Here is an 18,572-nt window from a genome sequence, read left to right on the forward strand (position 1 = left end):
CCACCGACAGGTTGCGCAGGTCGCGCGGCGCGCTGACCCGGTCCAGCAGCGGAAAACGGCCCTTCGTCGGGATCGCGTCGTCCGGAATTTCGGCGTGGCTCTTGTCTTCGGCCATGGTCTTCAGCTCCTGCGATCGACGACGTAACGGATCAGGTCCCGCAACCGGTCGGCTTCGGGTCCGAAGATATCGAGATGGGCTTCCGCCTGTTCGGCCACGCGCCGCGCCTCGCGGGCCGCACCGTCCACGCCCAGCAGGGCGACATAGGTGGATTTGCCGGCCGCCTGGTCCTTGCCGGCGGTCTTGCCCAGTTCCTCGGCGCTGGCGGTGGCGTCCAGCACGTCGTCGGCAATCTGGAAGGCAGCGCCCAGGTCGCGCCCATAGGCGGCGATGCGGGCACGAACCGACGGATCGGCCTGCCCGAGAATCGCCCCGGCCTCGGCCGCGTAGCGGATCAGGCAGCCGGTCTTGAGCGCATGCAGGCGCTCGACTTCCGGCAGGGACAGCGAACGGCCTTCGCCTTCCATATCGATCATCTGCCCACCGACCATGCCGGCCGCGCCCGAGGCGGCGGCGAGGGCGGCCACCAGGCCGATGCGGATGGCCGCGTCGGGGTGGGTGGCCTCATGAGCCAGAATCTCGAACGCCATCGTCTGGAGCGCGTCTCCGGCCAGGATGGCGGTCGCCTCGTCGAACTTGCGGTGCGTCGAGGGCTGGCCCCGGCGCAGGTCGTCGTCATCCATCGCCGGCAGGTCGTCATGCACCAGCGAATAGGCATGCAGCATCTCGACGGACGCCGCGACGCGATAGGACCGGGCAGCATCGACATGGAACAGGCTGGCGACTTCCGCCGTCAGATAACCGCGCAGGCGCTTGCCGCCGCCCAGCGTGGCATAGCGCATGGCGTCGATCACCCGACCCTCGGCACCCGGCACCGGGGGCAACAGACTGTCAATGGCGGCTTCGACGGCCGTGGCCCGTGTCGACAGGGAAGACCGCAGCAGGCTGGCGCGGTCCGCGGTCTGCCCTGTCCGGGCGGTCGCTGTGGTGTGGCTCATCGGTACGTCAATCCATCGATTTCGTCTCCAGCGCGCCATCGGCCCGCTGGATGATCGCCTGAACGCGGGCGTCGGCCTCGTTCAGCTTGCTTTCGCAGTGTCGTCGCAGAGCCGCCCCACGCTCATAGGATGCGATGGCATCCTGGAGGCGAAGCTGTCCGCCTTCGAGCTTGCGCACGATATCCTCGAGCTGCGCGAGGGCGTCCTCGAAGGAGAGCTGGGACAGATCTTCCGTCATTGGGTGCGGTACTTCCATCATGAGGCGCAGGAATTACTCCCAGGTGGCCGCTTCTGCCAAGGGCATAGGGCGGATAGGGGGATTTTGTGCCGGATGTGGCATTTAGGGCACGTCTTTGGAACGAACAGGCAAGTATGGCGTCCTAAGTGGTTGCCGCCGCTTCGGGTCGGCGCCTGATCACGAAAGAGAGCACGCCGCCATCCTCGCCGAATGCGATCAGCGCATGGCCCGTTTCACGACAGAATGCCTGGAAATCGGCAACGCTGGCCCGGTCGGTCGCGATCACGCGCAGCCGGTCGCCCGGCTGCATGCTCCGTAAGGCCCGATTGGCCTTGAGGACGGGCAGGGGGCAGCTCAACCCTTTGACGTCGAGCAGCGTCTCGCTCATGGCAGCGGACTCCGGAAGGCGGCAGCGGATCACGAACCCTCTGCCTGGGGGTGACTTTACGGCACGAAAGGTCGCACCATAGATAGAAATGGCGACCATGGAAAATATCACGGCTGACGGGATGGATATGACCGGCTATCGGATTGGAATCGATTTTGGCGGAACGAAGATCGAAATCGCGGCATTGGCCCGCGCGGACGGCCGGGAACTGGTCCGACGACGCATTGCCAATCCCGGACATTACGCCGGCGCGGTCACGGCCATTCGCGATCTCGTCGCCGCCATGGACGCCGAACTGGGCGGCACGGGCACCGTGGGGATCGGCATTCCGGGCTCGATCAGCCCGGAGAGCGGCCTCATCAAGAATGCGAACGCCACCTGGCTGAACAACCAGCCCTTCGGGCGAGATCTGATCGAATCCGTCGGGCGCGAGGTCCGGGTCGAGAATGATGCCAACTGCTTCGCCCTGTCCGAAGCCGTGGATGGTGCTGGCGCCGGCCGCCGCGTCGTGCTGGGGGTGATTCTCGGTACGGGGATGGGCGGCGGACTGGTGGTGGACGGCAAACTGCTGACCGGCGCCCACCATATCGCCGGCGAGTGGGGGCACATCCCGCTACCCTGGCCGCGAATCACGGAAATGCCGTTCCCCAAATGTTTCTGCGGCAACGAAGGTTGCCTGGAACGATTCCTGAGCGGCCCGGCCCTGGCGCAGGACTGGAAAGGACCGGGCCATCGCGACACGGCAGGAATCGAGGCGGCAGCCGAGGCGGGGGACATCACCGCCATCGGCGCGCTGGATCGCTATGTAGACCGACTGGCGCGTGCCTGCGCCATGGCGATCAACTTCCTTGACCCGGATGTCATCGTGCTGGGTGGCGGGGTATCGAACCTGCTCTCGATCTACGCCCGCGTGCCGTTGCTGATGCCCCGCTACGTCATCACGCCCCAGTGCGATACACCTGTCGTCCGCAACCTGCATGGCGACAGTTCCGGCGTGCGCGGCGCGGCCTGGCTATGGTCGGCGGACGAGATGGCGGCGTAAGAGGCTTATGGCCCTATGGCGGGCGCTCTCGGTGCCGAGCACATTTCTGCGCGGGCTCTAACCTGGGAGCCGAACGGGAAGGCGGTTTGAACCCGCCTTCCTCACTCTACTCTTCCGATGGCTTCGGCAGAACCCGATCGGGTCGAAAACCGGTTGCGACCACGTACAGTTCGCTCGATTCCTTGCGGCTGGCCGGCGGCTTGGCGTGGCGAACGGTCGCGAAAGCGTGCTTCATCGGTTCCAGCATCTGCTTCTCAGACCCGCCCTGAAAGACCTTGGCGACGAAGGTGCCGCCCGGTGCCAGCACCTTCAGCGCGAAATCAAGGGCCAGTTCCGCCAGGCCCAGAATGCGCAGATGGTCGGTCGGCGCGTGGCCGGTCGTATTTGGCGCCATGTCCGACAGGACCAGATCGGCCGGGCCACCCAGCAATTCCGTCAGCTTGTCCGGCAGATCGGGATCATTGAAATCGCCTTCGAGAATCGTGGCGCCGGAAACAGGATCGACCGGCAGCAGATCGACGCCCACGACATTGCTCGCACCGCGCTTGACGGCCACCTGCGTCCAGCCACCCGGCGCCGCGCCCAGATCGACCACCCGCATGCCGGGCTGGATCAGATGGAAGCGGTCATCCAGTTCGATCAGCTTGAAGGCCGCGCGCGACCGCCAGCCCTGCTTGCGGGCGGCCTGCACGTACGGGTCGTTCAGTTGCCGGTTGAGCCAGCGCTGCTGGGCCGTGGTGCGCCCCCGCGCGGTGCGCAGCGATACGGCCTGGCTCCGGGTCGCGCGTGCGGCGCCGGAATCCGCCGCCGCATCGCCGGTACCGGGGGCTGAACTGCTGCTGAGGGCCTTGCCGGGAACCCGTGACTTGCCACCACCGGCGGGAGGACGACGCTTCATGGAAGCGATACGCCCATCGCCGGCGGCCGGGATGCGGCAAAGGGCAGGGGAGACGGTGACGACGGCATGGCCACACTGGTCGAATCGTTGATCATGCGCAGCAGCATACCATCACGCAGGCCGCGATCGGCCACCATGATTTCCGGCACCGGCCACACCCGGTGAATGGCCTCGAAGATCGCGCAGCCCGGCATCACATACTGGGCACGGTCGGGGCCGACACATGGGTGCTGGCTCAACCCGACCGGCCCCATGGCGGCCAGCGTGCGAATCGCCTCCAGGGCCGGCCCGGCCTCCAGGATCGTGCCGTCCACCGCCGTCCGGCTGTAGCGTGTGAGCGACAGGGCAATGCTGGCCAGGGTGGTGACGGTGCCGCTGGTGCCGATCAGGCTGACATTGCCGCGGCTGATTTCGCGGCGAATGCAATGCACGGCCTCGAACGCGCGCAGTTGGTTGGCGATCTGCTCGACCATCCGCTGATAGCCCTGTTCGCTGAACGCGCTCTCGCCGAACTGCTCCGCCTGGGTGATCACGCCCGCCGGCAGGCTGAGATAACCGCTGAGATCCTGGCGGCGGGTATGCCGGTCGGTGCGGACCCACGCGATTTCGGTCGAGCCGCCACCGATATCGAACAGCAGCGCGCGGGTGCGCGTGGGGCACACCCGGTCGTCATGCAGCAGGGCCGAACAGCTTTCCATCGCCAGTTCGGCTTCCTCGCGTGAGGAAATCACGGTGATATCCAGCCCGGTTTCCTGGCGGGCGCGCTCGATAAAGGCCGCGCCGTTGCCGGCGCGGCGGCACGCTTCGGTCGCGACCGCGCGGTAGCGATACAGCCGCCGACGCTCCATGCGCATGGCGCAGATTCGCAATGCGTTGATAGTGCGATCCATCGCATGGGGGCTGAGTTCCCCGGTCCGTTGCAGACCCTCGCCCAGCCGAACGATCCGGTTGAAGCTATCGACGACACGAAAGCCGTCGGCATGTGGGGCGGCGATCATCAGCCGGCAATTGTTCGTTCCAAGATCAATCGCGCCGAACATGCCAAGCATGCCGCGATTCGGCCGAAATCCCGAAGCACGGGGGAGTCGCGTCGCCTCCTGGCCATCGCGCCAGGACATCGTATTGTCCATCGGACGGTCCCTCTGCCACCACCGTATGGAGTATATACTGTGTGCTGAGCCGCACGCAGGGCAAGACAAATATGTCCGATTGCAAAAACAGCACGGAAAGGTGCTTGTCACGCTCCGTGGCCGATGCTATCAGCCCCTCACCGCACGGCACTAAGCCCGGTCGCCCGGTTGGGGGATAGTTTAGCGGTAGAACTACCGGCTCTGACCCGGTCAGCCCTGGTTCGAATCCAGGTCCCCCAGCCAATTGCATACAACACCTTGATTTTCTGTTCTTGAGCACGGCTCGACAGGCAGAAAGCGGGTTCGCGACCCATTTGCAGTACGAGGCTGTATTACACGCTCCGTCCCGGCCGCATCAGGGATCGGATGGGGTGGGCACAGGAAGCATATCGTCTCTTCCGGCGCTGGGCAGTCTATTGGTGGCGGCGTCTCCCCGGTCCCTTACCTTCTATTCTTCCGGTGACCCGCCTGTAGCAACATTGTCTCGAAGCCAGCGTCGCAGGTGCTCGAAATCAAATGCTCCGTCCGCATAGTGGCCGAGCACGAAATCTTCCGTCTCCCTGGCACCGGCCGTGAGCCGGACGCCGTTGATGGCGAGGAACGTATAAGTCACGGCGAAAGACGTGCGCTTGTTGCCGTCAATGAACGGGTGGTTTTGCGACAGGCTTTCCCAGAGTGCCGCGGCTTCCTCAATGAGATCAGCATAATAGCCGGTCTGAGGACGAAATAGCGCGGCTTCCAGCAACCCGGGATCGCGGACGCCCGCTGCGCCGCCATAGCGATGGATCTGATCGTCATGAATGGCCAGAACTTCGATGACCGTCAGGTAATCGGTCACTCCGCCAGTTTCCGATAGAGCGGGGCGAATGTTTCGTGGCTGGCTTGGTAGGCCGCCATGACATGCACGCGCGGTCGATTTTGCTTCCGCTTCTCGATCAGATCGGCGAGTGCCTCGTCAATCAGCGTTTGAAGTTGCCGCCCTTCGTTTTTGGCGATCTCGCGCACGGTCTTCAAAATATCCGAGTTGACTTGCGTCGCGAATTTTTCGCGTTCGTGAGTCGCCATGACGCTTCATCCTTAGGTATCGGCTCCAAAGCTATCATGATCTGTCATGATTTATCAAGAAAGTGGCTGATCCGAGGACCATTTCGTTGAAAGACACTTCCCACATTCGTCTCTCGCCGGGGAATGACTGCTGCCGTCGTCAGGTCATGCCAACGACCCTGCGTTCAATCCTGTTGCAGGTCGTCAGGGCAGAGAAAGCAGAGGCCGATCAGGAGCGGGACCGGCAACAGGAAGTAGCCGGATGTCGCCTGACGCATGAGGACGGAGAGAAACGCTCCGGCGATGCAGCCTGCCCAGCCGAGGCCGGGCAGGGCGGCGGCCAGGGAGAAGGCAGGCTTGCCGCGCTGTGCGTTCCAGAGAAAGCCCACGATGTTATCCGCGAATTTGACGATGTTGTTCGTGACGACGATCGTCTGCACGGAAACGCTGGAGAAGCGGGAGAGCACCTCGCCCTGCATGGCCATCGCGACGGTCAGCAGCAGGGTTTCCGTTCGCGCCCCCATGGCGGCGGCATGCGACCAGTGCAGGCATTGGGCCAGGACCAGAAGGGCTGCGATCCAGAGCCATTCGTGACGATAGGCGCGCAGGCTGCGGCGCAGCAGGCTGGCGGCAAGGGCTCCGCAGAAAAACAGGCCGAGAACGGTGCCGATGGCAGCCACCTTCGGCCAGTTCTGTTCGGCAAGCGAAATGCCGAAATTGGTCGAGTTGCCGGTCATGGCGGCGCTGAAGATGCCGTGGAGTTCCACATACCCCACGGCGTCCACATATCCGGCGACGAGGCCCAACGCCGTCACCCGCAGCGCCGAGCGCGTCGTAGGGAGCATCAGACGATCAGGGGCTTGTCCTGGCGCAGTTTCGACAGGGTGTCCTCATCGAGGTTGAGGTGCTCCTTCACCATCTGGCGCGGTGACAGGCCGAGCCATTGGTTGGCCGAGAAATCGGCGAACCGGTCGCTCCTGAAAGCTTCCAGGAACACCATCGGCTCGTCGCCGATATTTTCCAGATAATGGCCCATGCCCAGCGGTACGTATCCCACATCGCCGGCGCAGTAATCGAAGGTCCGCGCCTTGCCGCCGGATGCGAAAACGGTCATGCGGGCACGGCCTCGGACGAAATACTGCCATTCGTCGTTGTTGGGGTGCCAATGGAGTTCACGCAGCCGCCCCGGTTCCACGACGTTGATCGCGGCGGCGATGGTGGACGCCGCCGGAAAATTGCGTGAATCCACGACCCGCACGGTCCCGCCGGCGGCCTGGGCGGGCTTCTGCTTCAGGAAGCGATGGGTGTACTGGATTGGCGACGGCCCCTGAGGGCACTTGATCGCGTCCTGCTTCGCGACCGTGGGTTCGGTGCCGTTGAAGATCCAGCGCGTCTTTTCGACCTCGGTGGGCAGATGGGCGAACGCGGATTCCGGGACGCCGAAATTCTTCGCGAGGATGTGTCGCGGCGTGTGGGCGAACCAGTCGCTTACAAGGAACGTCTCGTTTTCCGAGAAATTCGCATCATCGAAGACCAGCAGGAATTCGCACCCTTCCTCGCCGAGCCCCTGGATGGAATGGGGAATGCCGGCCGGGAAGTTCCAGATATCGCCGGCCTCGACATCATCCACGAAGGGGCGCCCCTCGGTGTCGATGGCGGTGACGCGGGCCTTGCCTGCGATCATGAAGCCCCACTCGGCTTCCTTGTGATAATGCAGTTCGCGGTATCCGCCGGGCTTGAGGCGCATGTTGACGCCGGCAAGCGTGGTGGCGGCAGGGAGTTCGCGAATGGTGATTTCGCGCGCCCAACCACCCGAGCCAAGGCGATTGCGCGCGTCGGCGTAGGAAAATTTCAGGTTGGGAATGGTTCCGGCATCGGTATCCGGCGACGCAAGCAGATCGGGCACTTCGCGTTCACGAGGAAGATTGCGCGGGCCGAGAATGCTGGCGCCGCGATCGCCACGAATGGGTTCCGGTGCTTCGGGCTTTGAAGTGAGCCAGGGAAGATCGGTCATCGGAATTGCCTCCTGATCAGCCGTTGTTGTGACATAATATGTCACAAGCAGCCGATCATCGTTGACACGGATCAACGCATCCGATCGCTCACGCCCCTGTGACCATTGCCCGGTCACGTCTCACGATCCCGCGCCGCGCGGACGCCGGACGCTTTCATAGGGCTGATCGTCGCCGGAAGGCACAAAGTAATAAATAAAGTAATCATAAAATATAAAAGTCGTTTAATATATATTATGCCAATTAATATTTGTAATTCGTTGTATTATTATAGTAAATAACTCACTTATATAAGTATTTGTGCATCAAGACGTGATGCCAATCAAGAACGCCGGTCGGGTCGACGCAACCGGTAGGTCAGGGCTTCGGCGACATGGGGCTGGCCCGTTTCCGTCTCTCCAGCCAGATCGGCGATCGTGCGGGCGACGCGCAGCAATCTTGTAAATCCACGCGCCGACAGGCGCAGCCGGTCAGCCGCCCGCACGGCATAATCGCGGGCGAGGGCATTGACGGGGAACAGGTCGGGCGAGGCCTCGGCATTGGTCAGTCCGTCCTGGCGCGCGGCCTGGATCGCGCGCGCGGCGGCGACGCGACGCCCCACCACGGCGCTGCTGTCACCGTTGGGCAGACCAGCCAGCTCGGCGGGCGAGACCGGTTCGACATGCACGCTCATATCTATCCGGTCGAGCATCGGGCCAGAGATACGGGACGTATAATCCTCGCCACAACGCGGCGCCTTGCGGCATTCCTGCGTCGCATCTCCCAGATAGCCGCAACGGCAGGGATTCATGGCCGCGACCAATTGAAAGCGGGCAGGGTAGGTGACATGCCCCGACGCCCGCGCCACCGTAATGGTGCCGGTCTCGATCGGCTGGCGCAGCGCCTCCAGCGCCGGGCGCGAAAATTCCGGCAGTTCGTCGAGAAACAGCACGCCTCGATGCGCCAGACTGACTTCGCCGGGCCGTATCCGACTGCCGCCACCCACAAGGGCAACCTGGCTGGTCGAGTGATGCGGATCGCGAAAGGGGGGCCGAAAGATGGGCAACCCCATGGGCAACTGGCCGGAGATACTGTGAATCCGGCTGATCTCCAGGATCTCGGCACTGGTGAGGGGGGCCACCATGCACGCCCGACGGCCCGCCAGCTTGGTTTGGCCGGCCCGGGGGGGGGGGGTCAACAACCGGGCGGGCGCGCGGCCCGCCGCGATTTCCCGCGCCCGGCGCGCCGTTTCCATGCCGCGCACATCCGCCAGATCCGGTCCGCCTGCAAGGTCGAACGGCAGGCGAGCCGGCAGTTCGACCGATGGCAGAACCTGTTCGCCGGTCAGATGATTGACCAGTGTCAGCAGGCAGTCCGCCGCGACGATATCCAGATCGTCGCCGGCCCAGCGCGCTTCGGGGCCTTGCTGCGCGCCGCAGATCAGGCCGCGCGACTGGTCGATCGCGCTCAGGGCGGCGGGGAGCACGCCGGGCACCGGATTGATCCGTCCATCCAGCGACAATTCGCCGATCGCGCCATAACGTCCGCTTTCCTCGGGCGGGACGACAGCCATTGCCGTCAGCAGGGCCAGCGCGATGGGCAGGTCGAAATGCGATCCTTCCTTGACGATGTTGGCGGGCGCCAGATTGACCACGATGCGCTTGGCCGGCAGCGCCAGGCCCATGGCCGCCAGTGCCGCGCGCACACGTTCGCGCGCTTCGGCCACGGCTTTGTCGGCCAGACCGACGATCAGGAACGATGGCAGGCCAGGCGCAAGCTGCACCTCGACCCGTACGGGAATGGCGTCGATACCCGACAGGGCGAACCCCAGTACGGAAGAATTGGTCATGCAGCCCCGATCGCCGGAAAATCCTGTATCATCATGTTGTAACCCAGAAAGCCGCCCGCGGAACCCCATGGCAGCCTCCATCGTGGCGCACATATGAGTTGGCATAATATATATTATACAACATTCGACTGTCGGCGAGGGCTGGATGGAATGCTCCTCCCACGCAGGCCGTGTCGCTGTCGAGAACCCGTTACGGCACGTCTGCGCGTGTCCATCAAGCCAACCACGTTCGCCCCCATTGTCAGGGCGTTTTTTTAGGACTTCCACTGCCTGGTCGACGTGTCGCGCGTCGTGGCGCCGATTCCGGTGGAGAGATCGCCGGCAAGATGCCTTCCACGGCATCACGCGGCGTAATCCGGTTCCATACATCCAACGCCGCAATCTTGTATGCCTCGGCAAAGGTCGGATAGTTAAAGGTCGCTTCGATGAAATATTCGACGCTGCCATCGAAATTCAGGACCGCCTGACCGATATGGATCAGCTCGGTCGCCCCTTCCCCCACAATATGCACGCCCAGAAGGCGGTGCCCCTCCAGCCCGACGACGAGCTTCAGGAACCCCTCCGTCTTGCCCATGATCACGCCGCGCGAGGTCTCGCGGAAACGGGCGATCCCGGTCTCGTAAGGGATCTTCCGCGCCCGAACCTCCTCTTCCGACAGGCCGACGGTAGAGATTTCAGGTACTGCATAGATGCCATAGGGAAAGAATTTCGGCGCGGCGGGCACGGGCTGGCCACAGGCATGGCAGGCCGCGATACGGCCCTGTTCCATGGAGGTAGACGCCAGCGCGGGAAAGCCGATCACGTCGCCAGCGGCGTAGATATTCGGAATTTCGGTCTGGAACGTGATCGGATCCACCGTCAACCGCCCGCGCGAATCCGCTTTCAGTCCGGCGGCCTCCAGATCCAGGACCTCCGTCGCGCCCTGTCGGCCTCCCGTATAAAGCAGCAGATCCGCGCGCACGCGCCGGCCACCCTCCAGAATGGCGACAGGCTGGTCCGCCTCGACCACAATCGATTCCACCGTGCTGCCCAGACGGAAATTGACGCCGCGATCACGCAGTTGATGCACGAATTCTTCCACCGTTTCATGGTCGATGAATTCCAGCACATGTTCGCGCTGATCGATGATCGTCACCCGCACGCCCAGCGCGCTGAAGATCGTTGCGTATTCGATGCCGATCACACCCCCGCCGATTACGGTCAGCGAACGTGGCAGGCTGGTCAGGCGCGTCATGCCATCGCTGTCGATGATCCGGGCATCGTCGAAGGGCACATAAGCCGGCCGGTGCGGTATGGAACCCACGGCAATGACGATGGCGCGCCCGCGCACCCGTTGCTCGACCCCCTCACCTTCCGCGATCGCCAGCGTATGGCGATCGAGAAAACGCGCTTCCCCCTTGGTCACGGCGATGTCGTTGCGAGCAAACTGATGCTCCAGCACCTCCACCTCGCCCTGAATGGTCTTGCTCAGGCGCATGCTCAAATCCTGCGCCTCGATACATTGCTTCACGCGGTAATTGACGCCGTAGAATTCGCGTTCCCGCCAGCCGGTCAGGTTCAGGATCGTCTCGCGCAATGTCTTGGAAGGAATGGTCCCGGTATGAACCGACACGCCGCCAACCTGGGCCTGTCGTTCGATCACCAGCACCGATCGGCCGAATTTCGACGCCTGTACGGCCGCCCGCCGTCCCGAAGGGCCGGAGCCGATGACGATCAGATCGTAATCATACACATCGCTCATAATTCTTGCCCCCAAGCAGACCCGCAAATGGGGCATCTGACAGAAACATGACGTCGCCACCGCCTCCCGGTTGCCTCAGAAACTATTTGCAAAGTCACCCCGCAGGAGTCCCTCGGTTATTTTCTGTATTTCGATGCTCCGGCATCCGATGGCGATCCGGCAGCGGCCGCGTTATTCCGCGCCGTCCGGACCGGAATCGACGCGCTGGGTGCGGGGGCGCATATTGCAGGCAAATAAGGCCATCGTTTCTGATGTGCCTGCGCATTGGTGTGACGATTCATGGACCCGCAGATCGCCGAACGTATCGCATCGATCCTGAACTGGACTCCGGACGCTTTTGTGCGCGTCGTCGGCGGCTATACGCCCGCCGCGCGATATCGGGTCGAGGCTGCTGCGGGCAAGAGCGCGTTCGTAAAGATTGCGACCAATAGCGAGACATCGTCCGCGCTCCGCAGGGAAGCCGCGGCCTACCAGATGGTAGACGTGTCGTTCCGTCCTGCTCTCATCGGTTTTCAAGATGACGAAACGCATCCGATATTGGTGACGGAAGATCTGTCCGGCTGCTTTATCGCGCCGCCATGGCATGCGCGGACGATCGAAAGCACCCTGTGTCTCGTCGAGCGTCTGCACGCCTCGCCGGCGGCGCTGCGCCCCTATCGCGACATCCATGGCGACATGGAGGCCGGATGGGCGCTCGTTCAGCGCGATCCGCAGCCTTTCCTGGGACTGGGCATTGCTTCGCACGCCTGGCTCAGCCGCGCGTTGCCTGAATTGCTGGCAGCGGAAGCCTGCTGCCCAACGTCGGGTTCCGCGAGCTGTCATTATGACATTCGTAGCGACAATCTGGCCTTCCCGGAGGCAGGAGCGAAGCTGATCGATTGGTCGGAAGCCTGCCTGTCCAACCCGCGCCTCGACCTGGGTTTCTGGCTGCCGAGCCTTGCCAGCGAAGGCGGACCCGTTCCCGAGGCGCTATTGCCTGATGCGCCGGAGATCGCGGCATGGGTTTCGGGCTACTTCGCGGCGCGTGCGGGCCTGCCCGTCATTCCGCACGCACCACGGGTGCGGCAGGTGCAGCAGCGCCAACTCGTCACCGCGCTCGCATGGGCGCAGAGGGCCCTGCGCCTGCCGACGCTGTAGCCGGCACTATAGTGTGCGCGACGATCCAATCTTCCACCGTTCGCAACGCGATCGGGGCAATGGTCTCCCTGATCGTGCCGTATTCTGACGGTAGCCCCGTGGTAGCAGTCTGGAACAGTCAGAATTCCTCGTAACGGGCCGGGTCCTGATCGAAGGTCCGGCCATCGGGCCGCGCAAGCGTCGCGATTTCCGCCATGTCGTCGGCGCTCAGTTCGAAATCGAACACCGAGAGATTCTCGACCTGCCGCGCGGAACTGGCGGCCTTGGGCAACGAGACGCTGCCAAGCTGCACATGCCAGCGCAGGATCACCTGGGCCGTCGTCCGCTCTACCCGCTTGGCGATCTTCTCGATAACCGGCTCCTTCATCAGGTGATTGGCGCGGCCGAGCGGGCTCCAGGCCTCGGTCACGATGCCGAGCGACCGGTCGAAGGCCAGTTGTTCATGCTGCGGAAAATAGGGATGCAGTTCGACCTGGTTAATGACCGGGATCACGCCGCTATCCGCGATAATCCGCTTGAGGTGCTCCGGTAGGAAATTGCAGACGCCGATCGAGCGCACCAACCCGCGCCTGCGGGCCTCGACCAGCGCACTCCAGGCTTCGGCGTAAAGGTTCTCACTGGGGTTCGGCCAGTGGATCAGATAGAGATCGTAATAATCGAGCTGCGCGCGATAGAGCGATTCCTCGACCGTGGCGATGGCCTCGTCGAAATGGTGGTGCCGGCCCGGCAGTTTGGAGGCCACGGTCAGGTCGTCGCGCGGCACGCCGGCCTTGCGGATCGCGGCGCCGAGCGCGCCTTCGTTTTCGTAATCGAAAGCGGAATCCAGCAGGCGATAGCCGTTGCGAATGGCGGAGACCATTCCCTCGACGCCCGATGAACCATTCAGCCTGTAGGTCCCGAAGCCGATAGCGGGAATGGTGCTGCCGTCGTTCAATGCCAGCTCGGGAACAGCAAGCTTGCTCATTCGGACACTCCTTGCACGGGTCGGTTCATAAGGCGGACGCCACTGGGGCCTTCCAGTCCTAACGGGTGAGCGGAAGCGCCGTTCCCCCTGAGAGCCTGACCGAACATGCGCGCTGGCGGCGTGTCCCCCGCGCGTTTCGTGCGCTTCGGTGCTCATGGCCATCAAGGCCACTCCGCTCCGATGCTCGGAAACACATTTCGGGCGCGGCCCAGAACGGGCCGCCCTCGCTCGCCAGCGCGCATGTTCGGTCAGGCTCTGAGCGGGCCTTCAGGCGTCTTGACAGAGGCACGCTCACCCTGAAGGCATGCGCCATGAACGCCCTTCATATGTCCGGAGCGATCGCCGTAATCGTCGCCGGCATGAGCCTGGGCACAAGCCATGGCCATGCCGCGATACAGGATCATGCGCGCACCGAACTCCTGGCATTCTGGTCGATGGTCGACGACGTGCTGCCGGATTCTTTCGCTGATCGGTTTCGAGATCCTGGAGATCACGCCACGTCTTTCGGCGCTGCTCGCGACCGTGGCCATCATACCGCTGTCGATCGCAGTGCGTGGATCGAGCCTGCTGTGCGCGACGCTGCCGGTCTCGCCGCGCAACCGCGACCACTGGCGGGCGCTTGTCGTTCTGACGTGGGGTGAATTGCGGGGCGGGATTTCGGTCTCGCTGGCACTCGGCCTGCCGGCCGGCGCGTTGCACGACACGCTGCTTCCTGTCTGTTACGGTATCGTGGTGTTTACCATTCTCGTGCAGGTACCGACGATGGAGCGCCTGGTCGGGCGCCTGTATCGCCCGGTTGCGGCCGGCACCGACGGGGCCTGAGCCGACTATTCCGTCGGCACGGCCCAGGCGCGCGCGTCGCGGGGTTGTCCGCTGCGGGCCGGGCGGCTACAGCCTGCAACGCAACGCTATCCTGTTGTTAAAAGAGTATATTTTTATTCCGGAACGAACAGGATGCCCCGCCGGGCCGCATGCCGGATCCGGCGGGGCGTGTGCCCGCGCATCGGAGAACGGGATCATGACGAGGGCCATGCAGAGCATCTTCCGCCAGTCCGGGCTCCAACTGCGGCTGGTACTGGCTCTCTCGGGCGCGGCCGTTCTGGTCGGCGGCGTGGCCGGTGCCCGCGCCAACACGGTCCAGGACTGGTGGCATGATGTCACCCTGCACGGCCAGATCGAGGGCGGTATCAACGCCAACCCCGCCCGGCCGGCAAACGGCAATAATTTCGGCGCATTCATCGGCGACCATGCCAATCAGGCGCAACTCGACCAGATCACCCTGACGGTGGCGCGGGCGGTGGACCATAGCGCCTCCACTTATCAAATCGGCTTCAATATCAAGGCCCTGTACGGCGCAGACGCCCGCTATTACGAGATCGCCGGCATCACGGACCGCATGATGAGCGGGCGCTACCAGTTCATCCCCGCCGAAGCCCATCTCGACGTTCACCTGCCCTGGCTGACGCGCCATGGACTGGACATGCAGGCCGGCATCCTGCCCTCGCCGATGGGGATAGAAACGCTGGACCCGGCGACCCGCCCCTTCTACACGCTGGCCTACACCACCCAGTATTCAACGCCGTTCGAGCATGTCGGCGCGATGTTCCAATGGCATGCCACCGAGCGGTTCGACGTGCTGTTCGGGGTCGATACCGGCAACCAGGTCTCGTTCGGACGCGGCGACGACAACGATGCCGCCGCAGGTTATTTCGGGCTTTCGGGCAACGGTTTCGCGGACGGACGCCTGTCCTTCACCTATCTGGGCCGCGTAGGGCCGGAAAACGCCGTGCGTGCCTTGGGAAACCGGGCCAACAGCGCGCAGCGGTTCTGGAACGACCTCGACATCACCTATAAAATCAATAACCGCCTGTCGGTAACCGGCGAATTCAATGCGATGCATGATGAGGGCATCCGGGCCGATACCTACAGTTTCGTCAGCTTCCTGAGTTATACGCTCACCCCGTCGCTGACATTCAATTATCGGGGCGAGATCTATCGCGACAATACAGGGCTGATCGTGACCAGTTTCCTGGACAACAACGCCTATATGCGCGCGACGCTCGGCCGGCCCGCCGATACGCAATCCGCCCCGCCGACGACTTACGGCGCGCTGACGCTGGGCCTGACCTGGCATCCGTTGCTCGGCCATGGCGTCAGCCTGTTCGAAATCCGGCCGGAGATCCGTTTCGATCGCTCGCTCAGCAATACAACCCCGTTCAACGACCTGCGGAATGCCGGCCGTTTCACGTTCGGCGGGGATGCCGTGCTCGGCTTCTGACGCGCTCGGTACACTGGGGAGAAGGACAATCACCCTCCTCCCATGTCATCCCCCGCCTTCTCAGAGCTGAACGTCTCCCGCGCCTTCCTGCACCTTCGGCGCGTCATCGTCGTCGTCTTTGTCGTGGTCGTCATGGTTGCCGTCATCGACCGTGATGGAGCCGATCCCGCTGACCTCCTTGGTCAGGGACGCCGGCTTGCGGGTCAGGTTCACCGCGCCCACGCCACTGAGGTGGACGGAAGCATGCCCGCTAGGCCCGATGCTGACATGCCCGGCACCCGAGATCGTGACATCCGCGTCCCGCACGACCATGTCCGACAGATTGGCCTGCGCCGCCCCCTCGACCCTCAGCACCACCGTGTCCGCCTTGCCGTGCCCCGTCAGGCTGCCCGCCCCCTCGACCGTCAGGGACAGGTGATCCACCGCCACGTCGTTCAGCGTCAGCACGCCGGCGGAGCGCAGGGTTATCGTCTTCAGGGCCGGGGCGGTGACCACGATCCGGAGATGATGGTTGTGCCAGCGATGGTGCCCGGCATGGTCGAGGGAGAGCATATCGCCATCCAGCTTCACCCGGTCCACGATCGCACTGGCCCCGGTCACTGTAATGCCGGCCGTCGGTCCCTGCGTATAGACGATGCTGGCCGGAAGTTCGAACGTCAGCGCCTCGCCGCCCTTCCAGTCCAGCTTGTGCGAGACCGTCGGCGCCGACGACGCGCCGCCGTCATCGTCATCCAGCAGGTCCCAACCCGAAACGTTCCAGAATATGGGGCCGCGCACGGCCGCCACGGCGAAGCAGGTCATCGACAGAAACGCGCCGCCGACCGCCACCAGTATAAGTCCACGAATCATGGCTCTCTCCTCGCGCCCATCGGCGCCGTTGGACATGTTCTGTCAGTCGCGCAGCGGCGCATTGCTGCCCCTTGCGATCAGCCGGTAATGGGCCCGCCCGTAGCGGACCAGCAGGTTGACCAACCCGATGGTGAACAGAATGCAGAGCGCCGTCAGCGCGGCGCCGCCGCTCATGACGCCCAGGCTCAGCAGCCCGGCCTGCAACCGGTCGCCGGCGAAGCCGGGCAGATTGGTGATGAAGGCAAACGGCAGCATCAGCCCCCCGCCCAGCGCGGTGACGAGCCCGAGCAGCAGGAAGGCGAACAGCGTGCTCACCACGCTGACCAGCACCGGCAGCACGACGAACAGGTCCAGCGCCGCCAACCCGATAATCCCCACGATCACGCCCAGTGCCGCAGCCAGGCTACGCTCGTCCTCCCACCGGCGCAGGCCGGCTTCGGCGCGCAGTTCCCGCGCCAGACGTGCGGGGTCGCCTAGCGAGGCCGCGACATCGGCATCGCTGCGACCGGCCGCGCGCCCGGCATCGAAATGCCCTTCGTAATCGGCAATGATGTCGTCGATGGCCGATCGCGGCAGCCCCCACAGGCCGCTCCTCAGCCTCCGGAGAAACGAATCCCGCTCATTCATGATGTCTTCTCCAGATCCAGTTCCAGAATAGCGGCGACGGAGCGCGTAAAGTCGGTCCAGGCCGCTTTCTGGGCATTGAGGTTTTTTCGGCCGCCTTCGGTCAGGCGATAATATTTTCGCGGGGGGCCGGATGAGGATTCGACCAGGTAAGTGGAAACCAGCCCGTCCTTCTGCATCCGGCGCATCAGGGGGTAGATCGTTCCCTCACCCATATCGATGGCGGCGGACAGACGGCTGGCGATGTCGTAGCCGTAAGAGTCCGACCGCGCGAGGAGTGCGAGAACACAGAGTTCCAACACCCCCTTCTTGAACTGGACGAGATTGCTGTCCACGACGCCTCGATCCTTGAATGGGCTCCGCACCGCACGGAACCTGTCTATGCAAGGTAGCCATCACTAACCGGTTCCTTGCAATAGTTTTCTGCGGCGATCACGAAATTTGGACACAAAAAAAGCCGGACAAGCCGGCTGAGTTTGTTGCTTCAAAAGGTAAGAAAGCGATTATAATATAATGTTTTTAAACAATAATTATTGCATATTTATTCAAAATCACATCCGTGCCGCACGCATCCGTTCCAGCACGCCCCGATCGGTGCGTTCATAACGCAGCGGCGTGACCGACACCTTTCCGGACAGAACCGCTGCGGTCTCGGTTCCTTCGTCATCGGTGGTGGCAGACCGGGTCAGGCTCAGCCGGTGATAGGCACCGTTACGCGGATCGGTGCGCGCCGTGATCGAGGCACCGCCGAGCAGGCCCGCCCCTTGGCTGGTCAGCACCGGCCCAGCCACCTGTTCGGGCGGACGATCCGGGAAGTTGATGTTCAGGCAGGCATCGCGCGCCCAGTCGAGCCGTACCATCTCGCGAATGACGGAAGGCGCCACGGCTCGCGCCGTCGCCCACCGCACCGGCTGGTCGCGCGTGAAAAGCTGGCTCAGCGCGATCGAGGGAATACCCAGCAGCAATCCGGTCATCGCGGCGCCCACCGTGCCAGAAAACACTGTTTCCATCCCCAGGTTGGCGCCGCGATTCACGCCGGACAGGATCAGGTCCGGCGGCTGGTCGGCCATCAGATGCCTCACGCCCATCACCACGCAGTCGCCCGGCGTGCCCGTGACGCCATAACGCCGCTCGCCCCGCTGGCTGACCCGCAGCGGGTCATGCAGGCTGAGCGCATGCGAGGTGCCGCTCTGGTCCCGTTCGGGCGCCACGACCCAGATTTCGGGGGCCAGGGTCGCGGCGATCTCGACCAGCGTGGCCAGTCCCGGCGCGTTGATGCCGTCATCGTTGGTCAGAAGAATCCGCCGCGCGATAAAATCGCCATCCACCATGTCACGTTCCCG

19 protein-coding genes, 1 tRNA gene and 1 pseudogene are annotated in these 18,572 nt (G+C 63.7%); 5 read left to right on the forward strand and 16 right to left on the reverse strand.

The genetic code is table 11. The annotated features are described in order from the left end of the window. Positions 1–120: 120 nt before the first annotated feature. From ABF821_RS07845 to ABF821_RS07855, 3 genes are all read right to left on the reverse strand, one after another. Positions 121–1,056 carry a polyprenyl synthetase family protein gene (locus ABF821_RS07845; protein WP_182972639.1) on the reverse strand — a complete coding sequence of 312 codons (936 nt, stop codon included), beginning with the start codon at positions 1,054–1,056 and terminating at the stop codon, positions 121–123. A gap of 7 nt (positions 1,057–1,063) precedes the next feature. Beyond that, positions 1,064–1,294, reverse strand: coding sequence for an exodeoxyribonuclease VII small subunit (locus tag ABF821_RS07850; RefSeq protein ID WP_114728417.1), 231 nt, complete (start codon positions 1,292–1,294; stop codon positions 1,064–1,066). A 142-nt stretch (positions 1,295–1,436) separates the two neighbouring features. Continuing rightward, positions 1,437–1,682 carry a sulfurtransferase TusA family protein gene (locus tag ABF821_RS07855; protein WP_114728414.1) on the reverse strand — a complete coding sequence of 82 codons (246 nt, stop codon included), beginning with the start codon at positions 1,680–1,682 and terminating at the stop codon, positions 1,437–1,439. A 127-nt stretch (positions 1,683–1,809) separates the two neighbouring features. On the opposite strand from ABF821_RS07855, the gene ABF821_RS07860 reads away from it, so the two are divergent. Beyond that, the gene (locus ABF821_RS07860; protein ID WP_415529647.1) at positions 1,810–2,724 is read left to right on the forward strand and encodes an ROK family protein; all 915 of its coding nucleotides are present in this window, start codon (positions 1,810–1,812) and stop codon (positions 2,722–2,724) included. Between the two features lie 106 nt (positions 2,725–2,830). Here the strand turns inward: ABF821_RS07860 and ABF821_RS07865 are convergent, their stop codons facing one another. Next, positions 2,831–3,622, reverse strand: coding sequence for an RlmE family RNA methyltransferase (locus tag ABF821_RS07865; protein WP_182972638.1), 792 nt, complete (start codon positions 3,620–3,622; stop codon positions 2,831–2,833). Then, positions 3,619–4,752 (reverse strand): Ppx/GppA phosphatase family protein, encoded by a 1,134-nt coding sequence (locus ABF821_RS07870; RefSeq protein ID WP_415529628.1) that lies wholly within the window; start codon positions 4,750–4,752, stop codon positions 3,619–3,621. The genes ABF821_RS07865 and ABF821_RS07870 overlap by 4 nt, the downstream gene beginning before the upstream one ends. 169 nt (positions 4,753–4,921) lie before the next feature. Between ABF821_RS07870 and ABF821_RS07875 the strand changes: the two genes are divergently transcribed. After that, a tRNA-Gln gene (locus ABF821_RS07875) sits at positions 4,922–4,995 on the forward strand. A gap of 205 nt (positions 4,996–5,200) precedes the next feature. Here the strand turns inward: ABF821_RS07875 and ABF821_RS07880 are convergent. The 6 genes from ABF821_RS07880 to sthA all read right to left on the reverse strand — a co-directional run bounded on the left by ABF821_RS07880 (position 5,201) and on the right by sthA (position 11,377). Then, positions 5,201–5,590, reverse strand: a complete 390-nt coding sequence (locus ABF821_RS07880; RefSeq protein WP_415529629.1) for a type II toxin-antitoxin system death-on-curing family toxin — start codon at positions 5,588–5,590, stop codon at positions 5,201–5,203. Next, positions 5,587–5,817: a hypothetical protein gene (locus ABF821_RS07885; protein WP_182972635.1), complete on the reverse strand. Its 231-nt coding sequence runs from the start codon at positions 5,815–5,817 to the stop codon at positions 5,587–5,589. Before ABF821_RS07885 ends, ABF821_RS07880 begins: the two co-directional genes overlap by 4 nt. Positions 5,818–5,981: 164 nt before the next feature. Beyond that, a complete protein-coding gene (locus ABF821_RS07890) occupies positions 5,982–6,641 on the reverse strand; it encodes a YoaK family protein (RefSeq protein ID WP_415529630.1) in 660 nt (219 codons plus the stop codon). Then, the gene (locus tag ABF821_RS07895) at positions 6,641–7,810 is read right to left on the reverse strand and encodes an oxalate decarboxylase family bicupin (protein WP_183009505.1); all 1,170 of its coding nucleotides are present in this window, start codon (positions 7,808–7,810) and stop codon (positions 6,641–6,643) included. The genes ABF821_RS07890 and ABF821_RS07895 overlap by 1 nt, the downstream gene beginning before the upstream one ends. A 320-nt stretch (positions 7,811–8,130) precedes the next feature. Continuing rightward, positions 8,131–9,636 carry a YifB family Mg chelatase-like AAA ATPase gene (locus ABF821_RS07900; protein ID WP_415529631.1) on the reverse strand — a complete coding sequence of 502 codons (1,506 nt, stop codon included), beginning with the start codon at positions 9,634–9,636 and terminating at the stop codon, positions 8,131–8,133. Positions 9,637–9,877: 241 nt separating this feature from the next. Then, on the reverse strand, positions 9,878–11,377 hold the full coding sequence (sthA, locus tag ABF821_RS07905) for a Si-specific NAD(P)(+) transhydrogenase (protein ID WP_415529632.1): 1,500 nt from the start codon (positions 11,375–11,377) through the stop codon (positions 9,878–9,880). A 279-nt stretch (positions 11,378–11,656) separates the two neighbouring features. Between sthA and ABF821_RS07910 the strand changes: the two genes are divergently transcribed. Next, positions 11,657–12,514: a phosphotransferase gene (locus ABF821_RS07910; protein WP_415529633.1), complete on the forward strand. Its 858-nt coding sequence runs from the start codon at positions 11,657–11,659 to the stop codon at positions 12,512–12,514. Positions 12,515–12,632: 118 nt separating this feature from the next. On the opposite strand, the gene ABF821_RS07915 is transcribed toward ABF821_RS07910, so the two are convergent. Further along, positions 12,633–13,478 carry an aldo/keto reductase gene (locus ABF821_RS07915; protein ID WP_415529634.1) on the reverse strand — a complete coding sequence of 282 codons (846 nt, stop codon included), beginning with the start codon at positions 13,476–13,478 and terminating at the stop codon, positions 12,633–12,635. 314 nt (positions 13,479–13,792) lie between these two features. Between ABF821_RS07915 and ABF821_RS07920 the strand changes: the two are divergent. Both ABF821_RS07920 and ABF821_RS07925 read left to right on the forward strand, forming a co-directional pair. Continuing rightward, positions 13,793–14,300: pseudogene (locus ABF821_RS07920) on the forward strand (cation:proton antiporter); the annotation flags it as partial. 196 nt (positions 14,301–14,496) lie between these two features. Beyond that, on the forward strand, positions 14,497–15,756 hold the full coding sequence (locus ABF821_RS07925; RefSeq protein ID WP_415529635.1) for an outer membrane beta-barrel protein: 1,260 nt from the start codon (positions 14,497–14,499) through the stop codon (positions 15,754–15,756). 60 nt (positions 15,757–15,816) lie between these two features. On the opposite strand, the gene ABF821_RS07930 is transcribed toward ABF821_RS07925, so the two are convergent. The 4 genes from ABF821_RS07930 to surE all read right to left on the reverse strand — a co-directional run bounded on the left by ABF821_RS07930 (position 15,817) and on the right by surE (position 18,560). After that, a complete protein-coding gene (locus ABF821_RS07930) occupies positions 15,817–16,605 on the reverse strand; it encodes a GIN domain-containing protein (protein WP_415529636.1) in 789 nt (262 codons plus the stop codon). Positions 16,606–16,647: 42 nt separating this feature from the next. Further along, positions 16,648–17,232 (reverse strand): DUF1700 domain-containing protein, encoded by a 585-nt coding sequence (locus tag ABF821_RS07935; protein WP_415529637.1) that lies wholly within the window; start codon positions 17,230–17,232, stop codon positions 16,648–16,650. After that, entirely contained in the window at positions 17,229–17,564 is a 336-nt protein-coding gene (locus ABF821_RS07940) for a PadR family transcriptional regulator (RefSeq protein WP_415529638.1), read from the reverse strand. The genes ABF821_RS07935 and ABF821_RS07940 overlap by 4 nt, the downstream gene beginning before the upstream one ends. Before the next feature lie 216 nt (positions 17,565–17,780). Then, positions 17,781–18,560 (reverse strand): 5'/3'-nucleotidase SurE, encoded by a 780-nt coding sequence (gene surE / locus ABF821_RS07945; RefSeq protein WP_415529639.1) that lies wholly within the window; start codon positions 18,558–18,560, stop codon positions 17,781–17,783. Between the last annotated feature and the right edge of the window lie 12 nt (positions 18,561–18,572).

Origin of the sequence: Gluconacetobacter sp. (assembly GCF_047721585.1) — a bacterium.
In the GTDB taxonomy this organism is placed as follows: domain Bacteria; phylum Pseudomonadota; class Alphaproteobacteria; order Acetobacterales; family Acetobacteraceae; genus Gluconacetobacter; species Gluconacetobacter dulcium.

Bases quoted from the DNA above. Each gene is read 5' to 3' on its own strand.
- ABF821_RS07935 (WP_415529637.1), bottom strand. From the start codon at position 17,232: ATGAATGAGCGGGATTCGTTTCTCCGGAGGCTGAGGAGCGGCCTGTGG.
- ABF821_RS07845 (WP_182972639.1), bottom strand. From the start codon at position 1,056: ATGAGCCACACCACAGCGACCGCCCGGACAGGGCAGACCGCGGACCGC.
- ABF821_RS07860 (WP_415529647.1), top strand. From the start codon at position 1,810: ATGACCGGCTATCGGATTGGAATCGATTTTGGCGGAACGAAGATCGAA.
- surE (WP_415529639.1), bottom strand. From the start codon at position 18,560: ATGGTGGATGGCGATTTTATCGCGCGGCGGATTCTTCTGACCAACGAT.
- ABF821_RS07890 (WP_415529630.1), bottom strand. From the start codon at position 6,641: ATGCTCCCTACGACGCGCTCGGCGCTGCGGGTGACGGCGTTGGGCCTC.
- sthA (WP_415529632.1), bottom strand. From the start codon at position 11,377: ATGAGCGATGTGTATGATTACGATCTGATCGTCATCGGCTCCGGCCCT.
- ABF821_RS07865 (WP_182972638.1), bottom strand. From the start codon at position 3,622: ATGAAGCGTCGTCCTCCCGCCGGTGGTGGCAAGTCACGGGTTCCCGGC.
- ABF821_RS07910 (WP_415529633.1), top strand. From the start codon at position 11,657: ATGGACCCGCAGATCGCCGAACGTATCGCATCGATCCTGAACTGGACT.
- ABF821_RS07870 (WP_415529628.1), bottom strand. From the start codon at position 4,752: ATGGACAATACGATGTCCTGGCGCGATGGCCAGGAGGCGACGCGACTC.
- ABF821_RS07855 (WP_114728414.1), bottom strand. From the start codon at position 1,682: ATGAGCGAGACGCTGCTCGACGTCAAAGGGTTGAGCTGCCCCCTGCCC.
- ABF821_RS07930 (WP_415529636.1), bottom strand. From the start codon at position 16,605: ATGATTCGTGGACTTATACTGGTGGCGGTCGGCGGCGCGTTTCTGTCG.
- ABF821_RS07915 (WP_415529634.1), bottom strand. From the start codon at position 13,478: ATGAGCAAGCTTGCTGTTCCCGAGCTGGCATTGAACGACGGCAGCACC.
- ABF821_RS07850 (WP_114728417.1), bottom strand. From the start codon at position 1,294: ATGACGGAAGATCTGTCCCAGCTCTCCTTCGAGGACGCCCTCGCGCAG.
- ABF821_RS07925 (WP_415529635.1), top strand. From the start codon at position 14,497: ATGACGAGGGCCATGCAGAGCATCTTCCGCCAGTCCGGGCTCCAACTG.
- ABF821_RS07895 (WP_183009505.1), bottom strand. From the start codon at position 7,810: ATGACCGATCTTCCCTGGCTCACTTCAAAGCCCGAAGCACCGGAACCC.
- ABF821_RS07885 (WP_182972635.1), bottom strand. From the start codon at position 5,817: ATGGCGACTCACGAACGCGAAAAATTCGCGACGCAAGTCAACTCGGAT.
- ABF821_RS07900 (WP_415529631.1), bottom strand. From the start codon at position 9,636: ATGACCAATTCTTCCGTACTGGGGTTCGCCCTGTCGGGTATCGACGCC.